This is a genomic window from Micromonospora sp. WMMD987 (assembly GCF_029581435.1).
GTDB lineage: Bacteria > Actinomycetota > Actinomycetes > Mycobacteriales > Micromonosporaceae > Micromonospora > Micromonospora rifamycinica.
The window spans coordinates 2822415-2834690 of sequence record NZ_CP120861.1; the positions used below are offsets into that span (position 1 = coordinate 2822415).

The window sequence follows — 12276 nt, forward strand, 5'->3', positions numbered from 1 at the left end:
CGCACTGCCCGGTCTCCTGTCGCGCCTGACGGACGTCGCGCGCCGTGAAATCCCCACCCTCCATTCCGATCGGCAATTCCGCCGGTCTTTCCCGGCGCGGAAGAATCCACCGGGTAAACGCGATGAATCCACCGCGCGGCCAGGGGTGCTATTCATGTTCCACCCCTAGGTGAGAACGAATCACACCGCGCTTGTAGGGGTTACCGCTGCCCGCCGCCGCCTCTTAGAGTCCGCATTGATCCGGCAGTTCGGCCGCGCGGAACAACGCGATCAAGGGGTGGCGATGACGGTACAGGAGCATGGGATCGCTGCCGGGCACGTGTTGCTGCTGCGATATCTGAACCGGGCCGCGATCCTGTGTGGACAGGATTATGTCACCGGCTCGGACATCGACACCGCGATGCGCCTCGGTTGCGGTCTGACCGCCGGCCCACTGGCCATGGTGGACGACATCGGCCGCGACCGGGTGCTGGAACTGATGGCGGCGGCAGCCGTGCCCCCGGCGCCACTGCTGACCACCCGGGCATGGCCGGGTCGGCCCGACCGGGATTCTCCCCGTTCCGGCCGACCCGCCGCGCCGGAACCGGTGGCCGCCGCGGTGCCGTCCTCGGTCGGCATCGTCGGCTCGGGGACGATGGCCGTCGGGATCGCGCAGGCCCTCGTGGTCCACGGCCTGCGCACCACCCTCGTGGCCCGCCGCGACGAACGGGCGGAGACGGCCCGGCGTGGCGTCGCGGCGGCGCTCGACAAGGCCGTCGCCCGTGGCCGGGTGGCCCCCGCGACGGCCGCGGAGGCTGCCGGCCGGCTCCGGACGAGCGTCGCGCTGGACGACCTGGCCGACTGCGACCTCGTCGTCGAGGCGGTGGTGGAGGAGGAGGACGCCAAGCGTGCGGTCTTCGCCGCCCTCGACCGGGTCTGCCGGCCCGGCACCGTCCTCGCGACCACCACCTCCAGCCTGTCGGTGGCGGACTGCGCCGCGGCGACCGGCCGCCCGGCCGACGTGGTGGGGATGCACTTCTTCAACCCGGCGTCGGTCATGAGGCTGGTCGAGGTCGGCCACACCCCGCACACCGCCCCACGGACCACCGGGGTGGCCCGCGCCCTCGCCCGCCACCTGGGCAAGGTGCCGGTCTGCTGCCCGGACAGGTCCGGCTTCATCGTCAACTACCTGCTGTTCCCCTACCTCAACGACGCCGTCGGCATGGTGGAGCGCGGCGAGGCGGGCGTCGCGGAACTCGACCGGGAGATGGAGGAGGCTCACGGCTTCCCGCTCGGTCCCTTCGCCCTGCTCGACACCATCGGCCTCGATGTCTCCCTCGCCATCCTGCGCCGCCTGCACCAGCAGTTCGGCGACCCGGCGACCCGGCCCGGGGCGATGCTCACCCGGCTCGTCGCCGAGGGCCGGCTCGGCCGTAAGACCGGAGCCGGCTTCCATGCCCAGCGCCCGGGCCGGGGGGCAGCCCGATGAACCGGGCCTTCGTGGAGACCCTGGAGTCGGTCGGGACCGGCCGCGCCGCCGTCGAGGCGCTCCCCGTGCCGCCGAGCTACCGGGCGGCCGTGCTCCTGGAGGAGGAGCAGGAGATGTACGCCGCGGTCGCGGTGGCGGACCGGCAGCCCGGCAAGGCGCTGCACCTCAGGGAGGTGGCGACCCCCGAGCCCGGGCCGGGCGAGGCGCTGGTCGCCGTCATGGCCAGCTCGATCAACTACAACACCGTGTGGAGCGCGCTGTCCGCCCCGGTGCCGACGTTCCGGTTCCTCAAGCGGTACGCCCGCACCGGTGGCCTCGCGGCCCGGCACGACCTGCCGTACCACGTGGTGGGTTCCGACCTCTCCGGAGTCGTGCTGCGGACCGGCCCGGGGGTACGCCTGTGGCACCCGGGCGACCGGGTGGTCGCGCACTGCCTCTCGGTCGAGCTGGAGGAGCCGGAGGGCCACGACGACACGATGCTCGACCCGCAGCAACGGATCTGGGGGTACGAGACCAACTTCGGCGGCCTCGGCGAACTCGCCCTGGTCAAGGCCAACCAGCTGATGCCCAAGGCGGCGCACCTGACCTGGGAGGAGGCCGCCGCGCCGGGACTGGTGAACTCCACCGCCTACCGGCAGCTCGTCTCCCCGCACGGCGCGGTCATGCGGCAGGGCGACAACGTGCTGATCTGGGGCGCGGCCGGTGGCCTGGGGTCGTACGCCACCCAGTACGTGCTCAACGGGGGCGGCACCCCCATCTGTGTCGTCTCGAACGCGCAGAAGGCCGAGATCTGCCGGGCGATGGGCGCCGCCGCCGTGATCGACCGCAGCGTCGAGCGGTACCGGTTCTGGGCCGACGACCAGACCCCGGATCCGCGCGAGTGGCGGCGGCTCGGCGAGCGGATCCGCGAGCTGACCGGCGGCGACGACCCGGACATCGTGTTCGAGCACCCCGGGCGGGAGACGTTCGGCGCGTCCGTCTACGTCGCGCGGCGGGGCGGCGTCATCGTGACCTGCGCCTCCACCTCCGGTTTCCGGCACGAGTTCGACAACCGGTACCTGTGGATGCACCTCAAGCGCATCGTCGGCTCCCACTTCGCGAACTACCGGGAGGCCTGGCTGGCGAACCGCCTGGTGACGCGGGGCCGGATCCATCCGACGCTGTCGGCGGTCTATCCCCTCGACCGGGTGGGTCAGGCGGTCGACGAGGTGCACGGCAACCAGCACCACGGCAAGGTGGGCGTGCTCTGCCTCGCCGATGAGGGAGGGGGCGTCTCGGACCCGGAGACGCGGGCCCGCCACGAGAACGCGATCAACCGGTTCCGGACCGTCGGCCCCGTCGCCGCCCCGGAGAAATGAGGCTCCGCAGATGACGACGGCCGAGCTGAGCGACGCGGCGGATCCGGGCACGGACGATCCCCGTGCCCCGCTGACCCGCCTGGCGCGACTGGCCGACCCCGGTTCCTTGCGGCTCTTCGGTCCGCACGACGCGGTCCGGGCCGGGCACGCCCGGATCGGCGGCAGCCCGGTCGTGCTCTTCTGCACCGACGCCACCCGGGCCGGCGGCTCGCTCGGCGTCGAGGAGAGCACGCAGATCGTCACGGCCATCGACCTCGCGGTGCGGGACCGGCTTCCCGTGATCGGGCTCTGGCACTCCGGCGGAGCCCGGCTGACCGAGGGCATCCAGTCGATGGACGGGGTCGGGCGGATCTTCGCCGCGATCATCCGGGCCTCCGGGCGGGTGCCGCAGATCTCGGTCGTGCTGGGTCCGGCGGCGGGTGCCGCCGCGTACGGCCCGGCGCTCACCGACATGGTGGTGATGGCCGACGCCGGCCGGATGTTCGTCACCGGCCCCGACGTGGTCCGCTCGGTCACCAGCGAACAGATCGACATGGAGGGGCTGGGCGGCGTCGAGGCCCACGGGCGCAAGTCCGGCGTCGTGCACGTCGCCGCCGCTTCGGAGACCGAGGCGTACGCCGCCACCCGTCACCTCGTCGGGGTGTTCACCCGCCCCGGCTGGTTCGACCTGTCCTCGGTCACGGACGACGCGGGCCTGGTCGACGTCCTGCCGGCGTCGGCACGACGCGCCTACGACGTCCACCCGCTGATCGCGCGCCTGCTCGACGGGCCGGGTGACGAGGAACCCGCCTTCCTGGAACTGCAACCGCGCTGGGCGCGCAACATCGTGGTGGGCTTCGGTCGTCTCGCGGGTCGGGCGATCGGCGTGGTGGCCAACAATCCGCTGCACCGCGGCGGCTGTCTCGACTCGCTCAGCGCGGAGAAGGCGGCCCGGTTCGTCCGTACCTGCGACTCGTTCGGCATTCCGCTGCTGGTGCTGGTCGACGTGCCCGGCTACCTGCCCGGCGTGAACCAGGAGTGGGGCGGGGTGATCCGGCGCGGCGCCAAGTTGCTGTACGCCTTCGGGGAGGCGGTCGTGCCCCGGGTGACCCTCGTGGTGCGCAAGTCGTACGGCGGCGCCTACATCGCGATGAACTCCCGCTCGCTCGGTGCCACCACCGTGCTCACCTGGCCGGACGCCGAGGTCGACGTGATGGGTCCGGAGGCGGCGGTGGGCATCCTGCACCGGCGGACCCTGGCTGCCGCGCCGGAGGCCGACCGGGAGCGTCTGCGCCGGGAACTGGTCACCGAGCACCGCCGCATCTCCGGTGGCACCCGGCGGGGACTGGCGCTGGGCATGATCGACGAGGTGATCGACCCGGCCGCGAGCCGCCGGCGGATCGCCGAGGTGTTGGCCACCGCCGCGGCGGGCCGGGGCGGTCACGGCAACATTCCCCTGTGACCGCGGCCGGGCGCCGTCGACCACGCGCGTCGACACCGGGCGGTCACCCCGATGCGGCCGGCGACGCGTCGGGGCGGACGTGCCGGGCCCGGACACCAGGCGGAACCCGGGGCCGCCGTCCGGGACGAGGCGGCCGGTGGGCGCGTCCGGCATGGTGCCTCCGTGGTCGTCTGGTCCGGGCTGCTCCGGCGCGCGGGGCCGCATCGAAGCTAACCTCGGACGCGACGGTCGTTAACCCCTAGACCCGCCGGGCCAGGGGTACCACAATCTGGTACGCAGTACCCGGTTCCGGCGTTTGCCCTGCATGCCGGGTCATCGCCGCCCTTCCCGAGCCAAATATTGTTGCTCTGGGTGATGCCTGGCACACCGACAGCGAGTAGGTTGGTCTGACTGACTGATCAGCGTCAATCTGGGAGGGGGATGTCAGGGTTAGCTGTACTGACGTCCGATCGGCCCGGTGTGGTGACCCGTGGTGTGGGCAAGTGCTTCTACCGTCAATGATTAACGTCAATGTAATATGCTGTGCGTCCAATACGTGTCGGGGAGTTGGGTAATTCGTCGTTACCTCGTGTGAACTGGGAAAACATGGCCCCTATGGTTGCTGGGATCTAGGGGTTACCCCTGCCGGGTCGGCGGTGATAGTCATTACCTCGGTATGTCCCGTGGCGACGATCGACCAAGGATGTGGTTGTCTTGATGGATAGCAGAATGGCTGCGATCGGGGATTTGACAAACGCGGCGGGTGTGGACGACGAGGCTACCCTGCGAATCGCGAACCGGTTGCAGCACCACTACGTCCTGGAGTTGCTGTACCAGGAGATTCTGCTGGACATCCTGCCGTACGACGGCCGGGCGGAACTGGTCGTGCAACACGACCTCGAGATCGCCCGCCACGTGGTCGGCTACCTCGTCCGCGCCGAGCGGGACACGGTGACGGTCGAGCCGCTGCCCTGGAGCCAGGACCTTTCCCGGGCCGGTGCCGCCGACGCCGACGTGCGCATCCACCAGGACCTCCCCGCCTTCGCGGGGATGCTGCGCGCGGTCTTCGGACCCGCCGCCTGCGGCGACCCGGCGCAGCTGGCGGACATCCTCGCAACCGGCGACCGGGGAACCGGCCTGCCGTGGGGCGAACTGTTCGCGAACCGGAGCCGCCGCAACGCCGACCTGGCCGGTCTCGCCCTGCGTTTCGGGTCCGACAAGTGGGGCGCCCGCTGGTACGCCCGCCAGTACCAGCGCTTCTTCGAGGCCTACCGCGACCGGCCGGTGCGTATCCTCGAGATCGGCATCGGCGGCTTTCAGGAGGCCGATCGTGGCGGCGCCTCACTGGAGATGTGGAAGCGCTATTTCCCGAGGGCGCTGGTCTTCGGGATCGATATCGAGGACAAGCGCTTCCTGGAGACGCAGCGGCTCCGCACGTTCCGCGGCAACCAGGCCGATCCCGAATTCCTGGCCACGGTGCTGGAGGAGACCGGCGAGCTGGACATCGTCATCGACGACGGCAGCCACTTCTGTTCCGACCAGATCAGGTCCTTCGAGTACCTCTTCCCGAGGCTCGCCGCCGACGGCCTCTATGTCATCGAGGACATGGAGACGTCGTACTGGCCCGGATTCGGCGGGTCGAGCAGCGACTTCTCGAATCCCACCACCGGCGTCGGCTATCTCAAGGAGATGGTCGACGGCCTGAACTACGAGGCCCTGGTGTCGGACACGACCTACCGGCGCAGGCCGACCGATCGCAGCGTGGTGGGCATCCACTTCTTCCACTCCATGGCGATCATCGAGAAGGGCGTCAACGAGGACGGCGGTCTCGGCGCGATGATCCCCGACGAGGTGAAGCGCCAGGGGCCCCGCTACCTCATGCCCGACTATCCGGTGCCGCCGGAGTTCGAGTCCGCCCCGGACGCGGCGAGCCCCTCGACCAGTACGTCGAAGAAGCCGGTGGCCAGCGGCCCGAAGACCCCCACCGGAACCCGGCCGGCCGCGGCGGACAAGCCGGGGGTAAGCGCGACCAGCGGCAAATGACAGCTGCGGCCGCCGGTGCCGTCGGGCCACCGGCAACCGCAGCGACATACGGGGAAGCGGGATGTCCATGACGCTGACAGAGCGAACCAACGAACTTCTTGCCCTCGACGAGATGCTCTCGGCATGTCGGAGCGGAGTGGGCCAACTGGCTCTGATCAGTGGACCGGTCGGTTGCGGGAAGACGGAGGTGCTGGACGCGTTCGCGGAACGGGCGCTGCGGGCCGGCGCGCTGCTCTTCAGCGCCACCGCGAAGAGGTCCGGGGCCGAGGTGCCGTTCGACGTCCTGGTGCAGCTGTTCGGGGCGGGCTCTGCCCCGGGGCGGCTCCGGGCGCAGATGGACAAGCTCGTCGACGCCGTCCCGTCGACGAACCCGGCGGAGGTCGCCGGCGCGCAGGCGTTACGCGTCCTCTATGCCGAACTGCTGACCTGGACCGCCGACCGCCCTGTGGTGATCATGGTCGACGACGTCCAGTGCGCCGACCGGGAGTCCCTGCGGGAACTGCTCGACCTCGCCTCGCGGTTGCGGCGGACCTCGGCGCTGCTCGTGTTCACCCAGTCCGACGACGAGAACGCGGCGACCGCGTTGGTCCAGGCCGAGCTGTTGAGGAACGACCACTGGCGACGTATCGACCTCACCCTGTTGTCGGGCGAGGGGGTCGCGGCCCTGGTGCGTGCCCAGACGGACCCGGCCGCCCTGCCGCTGTCCGGCGCGGACATCCACCGGCTCACCGGAGGCAATCCGCTGCTGGTCCGCGCGCTGCTCGACGACCTGCGCGGGGCGGATCCACGTCGTCCCGACGTCGCGTTCGGTCAGGCCGTCGTGGCCTGCCTGCACCGCAGCTCGCCGGACTCCCTGGCCGTCGCGCGCGGCATCGCGGTCCTGGGCCGGCCCACCGGCGTCCCGCTCCTGGCCGACCTGGTCGAACTCGGCCGGGAGCAGACCCGGACCGCGCTGCGCCGGCTGGAACTGGCCGGGCTGGTGACCGGCGGGGACTTCCGCAACCCGGCGAGCGGGGCCGCCGTCCTGGCGGACCTGTATCCCCACGAACGGCGCAGGCTGCACGAACGCGCGGCCGAGCTGCTGTACGTGCAGGGCGCCTCGGCCTCGACGGTGGCCCGGCACCTGCTGGAGACGGACGGGACGCGGCAGCGGTGGACCCAACGCCTGCTGCGCGAGGCCGCGGAGGTCGCCATCGCCTCCGACGACCTCGACTTCGCCTGTGACTGTCTCAGCCTGGCGTTCGAGAGCTGCCCGGACGACCACGAGCGGGCCTCCGTGCTCGCCCGGTTGGCCGGGGTCGTGTGGCGGCGCAACCCGGTCGCCGCCGTCCGCCACGTGTCCCTGCTGATCGAGCCGTCCCGCCGCGGCCTGCTCTCCGACCGGCAGGTCAGCGCGGTGGCGAGGTCGCTGGTCTGGCACGGCATGACCGGGGAGGCGATGGAGGTCATCGACGCGACGGGCCGTACCGGCGGGGCGGGTGGCGAGCGGCGCGACGCCGAACTCGGCATGATCCGCCGGTGGCTGCGGTCCTGGCACCCGCCGCTGTCCAGGATGGTGCCCGAGGTGCCGCGGCGACCGGGGACGCCCGACGGTGCGGAGCTGGCCGACGAGCACCTGCTCGGCGCGGCGCTGCTGTCGGAGGTGCTGACCCGTGGGGCCGTGGACGTCGTGCGCCGTGCCGAGGACATCCTGCGCGGCTGTGGCTGCGAGGTCGACGAGGCCACCCTGGAACCGGCCGAGTCGGCGTTGCTGGCCCTGCTCTACTCCGATCACGCGGACCGGGCGCTCACCTGGTGTGATCCGCTGCTCGCGGCGGCGGCGGAGCGCTACGCGCCGACGTGGAACGCCCGGCTCGAAGCCGTCCGTGGGGAGATCGCGCTGTACCAGGGCGACCTGCCCGACGCCGCCCGGTACGCGCGTGCCGCCCTCGACCGGATCGCCCCGCGCGGGTGGGGCGTCGCGGTGGGGGCACCCCTGGCCACCGTCATCCAGGCGACCACGATGATGGGGGACCTCGACGCGGCCGGTGCCTACGCCAAGGCACCGGTGCCGCAGGAGATGTTCAAGACCCGGTTCGGTCTGCGCTACCTCTACGCGCGCGGCCTCTACCTGTCCGCGTGCGAGCGCTGGCACGCCGCGATGACCGATCTGCTGACCTGCGGGGAACTGGCCGCCGAGTGGGAGATGGACGTACCGGCCTTCGTCCCCTGGCGGGGCGCCGCCGCCCGGGTGTACCTCAAGCTGGGGGACCGGGACCGGGCACAGAAGCTGGCCGGGGCGCAGCTGAAGGGAACCCGGCAGGGGCTGACCCGGACGGCGGGCATCTCGCTGCGCGCCATGGCCGCCTGTAGCGGCACCCACGGACGCCTGCAACTGCTCCGCGAGGCCGTCGAGGTGCTGCACGCCTGCGGCGACCGCTTCGAACTGGCCAGCGCGCTGGCCGACCTGCACCAGGTGCACCAGGCGATGGGGGAACGGCAGCGGGCGAACGCGGCGTTCCAGCAGGCGCTGCGACTGGCGACCGAGTGCCGGGCCGAGCCGCTGCGCCGGAGCCTGTTGCACCAGTCCTCCGACGAGCACGCCGAATCGATGGTGACGAAGCAGCCCAACGGCGGGCTGGTGAAGCTGAGCCGGGCCGAACGACGGGTCACCGCCCTGGCGGCCACCGGGCACACCAACCGGGAGATCGCCCAGAAGCTCTACATCACCGTGAGCACCGTCGAGCAGCACCTCACCAAGGCGTACCGGAAGCTCAAGGTGACCAACCGGGCCGACCTGGCGGCGGCGTGCATGCCCACCATGGCGGATTCGGCCTGACCGCCGACTCCGGCGCACCGGGTCTGGGGCACGTAGGGGTTGGGCATCGAATTATGCCTGAATAGGGTCAATGAGGCATGACCGGGATCGATGTCCCGGCCGCAGATCCCGAGAGAATGGCGGACGCGATGCCGAAGGTGATTGTCATCGGTGGTGGCCCCGGCGGTTCGACCGCCGCCGGGCTTCTCGCACGGGGCGGCACGGAGGTCAAGCTGCTCGAACGCGCGGAATTCCCGCGCTATCACATCGGGGAGTCCATCACGACCTCCTGCCGCGCGATCATCGATTACGTCGGGGCGCTGGACAAGGTGAACGCGTGTGGTTTCACCTCCAAGACCGGCGTGCTGATGCGGTGGGGCCGGGAACAGGACTGGGTCATCGACTGGACGGCGCAGTTCGGGTCGGACACCCGCTCCTGGCAGGTCGACCGCGAGATCTTCGACAAGGTGCTGCTGGACAACGCGGCTGACAGCGGTGCCGAGGTCGTGCAGCAGGCCACCGTCAAGCGCGTCCTGTTCGACGGTGACCGCGCCGTCGGCGTCGAGTGGCAACCGGCCGGCGGTGAGCTGCGGGTCGAGACCGCCGATTACGTCGTCGACGCCTCCGGCCGCGCCGGACTCGTCTCGGCCCAGCACTTCCACAACCGACGGCCGCACGAGATCTTCCGCAACGTCGCCATCTGGGGATACTGGGAGAACGCCGAACTGCTGCCCGGGAGCCCGGCCGGGGGGATCAACGTCATCTCCTCCCCGGACGGCTGGTACTGGCTCATCCCCCTGCGTGACAACCGCTTCAGCGTCGGGTTCGTGACGCACAAGACGAATTTCGTGGAGCGGCGTCGGGAGTTCGACTCGCAGGAGGCGATGCTCACCGCGATGATCGACGAGTCGGACACCATGAGGCGGGTGCTCGCCCAGGCGACCCAGCTCCCCGACGTGCGGGTGGAACAGGACTTCTCGTACGCCGCGGACAAGTTCTGCGGTGACGGCTACTTCCTGGTCGGCGACTCGGCGTGCTTCCTCGACCCGCTGCTGTCCACCGGGGTCCACCTGGCCATGTACAGCGGCATGCTGGCGGCGGCGTCGATCCTGTCGCTGGACCGGGGTGAGGTCAACGAGCCGGAGGCGCAGGCGTTCTTCGAGTCGCTGTACCGCAACGCGTACCATCGCCTCTTCACCCTGGTCATCAGCTTCTACCAGCAGCACGCCGGCAAGGACCGGTACTTCGCGCTGGCCGACACGCTGAGCCGGGGCGAGCAGGGCGACGGTACCCGGAGCGCCGACCTGGCCTTCGGTGAGATCATCGCCGGCCTCACCGACCTGCGGGAGGCGGCCGACCGGGCGGGCAAGGCGGCGGCGCCGATCGCGGAGACCATCGACGCGGCGGCGACCGGGGGCGCCAAGCCGGTGCAGGAACTGCTCGGCGCCGCCGAGCAGGCCCGGCGGCGGGCCGAGGAGGCCGCGCCGAACCACCGCCTGACGATGGCACCGATGTACATCGACGCCAACGACCTGTACGACGCGGCCAGCGGCCTCTACCTGGTGACCGAACCGCGGCTGGGCATCAGCCGGGTGAGTTCGGGAGCGACGGTCCCGGCCGGCTGAGTCGTCGCCGCTTCCCCGGGTGCGCCCGCCCGCCACGGCGGGTGGGCGACCCGGTCAGGACCATCGCCGAGGCCTCCTGCTCCGCCCTCTTCCCGCCCCTGCCGCGCGGTGTGCGACGCCTCCCGCGCCGGAACCGGTGGTGCCGGGCGGGGAGCCCCCGGCACCTGGGCCGCACCGCCGACGTGCTGACGCGTGCCCCACCGCCGGGACACGCGTCAGCGCCTGCCGGGGCCGGGCTCAGTCCCACCGCACGGGCAGCCGGTGCACGCCGTAGATGGTCATGTCCGCGGCGACCTCGACCTGCTCCGCCGGCACCGCCAGGCGCAGGTTCGGAAAACGCGCGAAAAGCCGGGTGTACGCGATCCGCATCTCCATTCTCGCGAGCTGGGCACCCAGACACTGGTGCGCCCCGTGGCCGAACGCGAGATGGCCGGCGGCATTGCGTCCGATGTCGAACGTGTCGGGTCCGGGGAATTTCTCCGGGTCACGATTCGCCGCGCTCAGGGAAAGCGTGACGCTCTCGCCCCCACGGATCGTCACGCCATCGATCTCGACGTCTTCGAGAGCGGTCCGGACCGGTCCGATATGGATGATGGTGAGATAGCGCAGCAGCTCCTCCACCGCCCCGTCGGCCAGTGTCTCGTCCGCCGTGAGAGCCGCCAACTGCTCAGGCGCGGTCAGCAACGCGAAAGTGCCCAACGCCAGCATGTTGGCGGTGGTCTCGTAGCCCGCCGAGAACAACAGGAACGCCATGCTCTTGAGTTCCTGCACCGTCAGTTCCGGCAGCGCCGCCAGGCTGCTGAGCAGATCGTCGGCCGGTCGTGCCCGCTTGTCCAGCACCAGTTCCTCGACGAAGCGGTCGGCGCTGCGGTGCGCCGCGACGATGGCCTCCACCGACGAGGTCATGTTGAGCAGCGTGGCCACGTCGCGCTGGAACTGTTCCCGCGCCGCGTACGGCACGCCGAGCAGCTCGCAGATCACCTGCGAGGGGATCGGCATCGCGAACACCCGCAGCAGGTCGGCCTGGGTGCCGGAATCCGCCATCGTGGCCAGCTGCGCGTCGACGATCTCCGTGATCCGCGGCTCCAGCTGCCGGAGCCGGCGCACGGTGAACTGGCTCATCAGCAGCCGGCGGTACCGGGTCTGCTCGGGTGGGTCCAGCCGGATGAAGTTGCCCGGGTCGGCCGGCACGCGTGGCTCCGGAACCGGCAACGGAATCGGGGACCGCAGGAGTTCCTGCCGCGAGCTGAACCGGGAGTCGGCAAGGACCGAGCGGGCCGCGGAATGACTGGTGACCAGCCATCCGACGTGGCCGTCAGGAAATGTCATGGGTGAGACCGGACAATTCCGTCGCAGTTCTCCCAGCGGTTCGGGTGGATCAAACGGCGAATTGCGCGCGGTCGGCAGCGCGGGTGCTTCTGGTACTACCCCGGTCATTTACGCTCCCCAGTCGAGATGGTCGAACCATAGCGATCCGAGCGTAGAGCCGAAGTGACGTCCGTCAGTACTCCGGAAAATTCTTGCCCAGTCCTTAGGGGTTTTCTTAGGGGTGTCCGGTCGGTAGC

General features: G+C 70.9%; 7 protein-coding genes. 6 read left to right on the forward strand and 1 reads right to left on the reverse strand.

Features of this window, described 5'->3' with window-relative positions; genetic code table 11:
• Positions 1-283 precede the first annotated feature (283 nt).
• The 6 genes from O7612_RS12060 (at position 284) to O7612_RS12085 (ending at position 10711) form a co-directional block, all read left to right on the forward strand.
• The gene (locus tag O7612_RS12060) at positions 284-1468 is read left to right on the forward strand and encodes a 3-hydroxyacyl-CoA dehydrogenase NAD-binding domain-containing protein (protein WP_282273134.1); all 1185 of its coding nucleotides are present in this window, start codon (positions 284-286) and stop codon (positions 1466-1468) included.
• The gene (ccrA, locus tag O7612_RS12065; protein ID WP_348774283.1) at positions 1465-2826 is read left to right on the forward strand and encodes a crotonyl-CoA carboxylase/reductase; all 1362 of its coding nucleotides are present in this window, start codon (positions 1465-1467) and stop codon (positions 2824-2826) included. The genes O7612_RS12060 and ccrA overlap by 4 nt, the downstream gene beginning before the upstream one ends.
• A 10-nt stretch (positions 2827-2836) precedes the next feature.
• Complete coding sequence (locus tag O7612_RS12070; protein ID WP_282273136.1) at positions 2837-4267, forward strand: carboxyl transferase domain-containing protein; 1431 nt, start codon at positions 2837-2839, stop codon at positions 4265-4267.
• Between the two features lie 708 nt (positions 4268-4975).
• The gene (locus tag O7612_RS12075) at positions 4976-6289 is read left to right on the forward strand and encodes a hypothetical protein (protein ID WP_282273141.1); all 1314 of its coding nucleotides are present in this window, start codon (positions 4976-4978) and stop codon (positions 6287-6289) included.
• A 67-nt stretch (positions 6290-6356) separates the two neighbouring features.
• Positions 6357-9107: an AAA family ATPase gene (locus tag O7612_RS12080; protein ID WP_282273144.1), complete on the forward strand. Its 2751-nt coding sequence runs from the start codon at positions 6357-6359 to the stop codon at positions 9105-9107.
• A 128-nt stretch (positions 9108-9235) separates the two neighbouring features.
• Positions 9236-10711, forward strand: coding sequence for an NAD(P)/FAD-dependent oxidoreductase (locus O7612_RS12085; protein ID WP_282273146.1), 1476 nt, complete (start codon positions 9236-9238; stop codon positions 10709-10711).
• 237 nt (positions 10712-10948) lie between these two features.
• Here O7612_RS12085 and O7612_RS12090 read toward each other — a convergent pair whose 3' ends face one another.
• Positions 10949-12148, reverse strand: coding sequence for a cytochrome P450 (locus O7612_RS12090; protein WP_282273148.1), 1200 nt, complete (start codon positions 12146-12148; stop codon positions 10949-10951).
• Positions 12149-12276 lie beyond the last annotated feature (128 nt).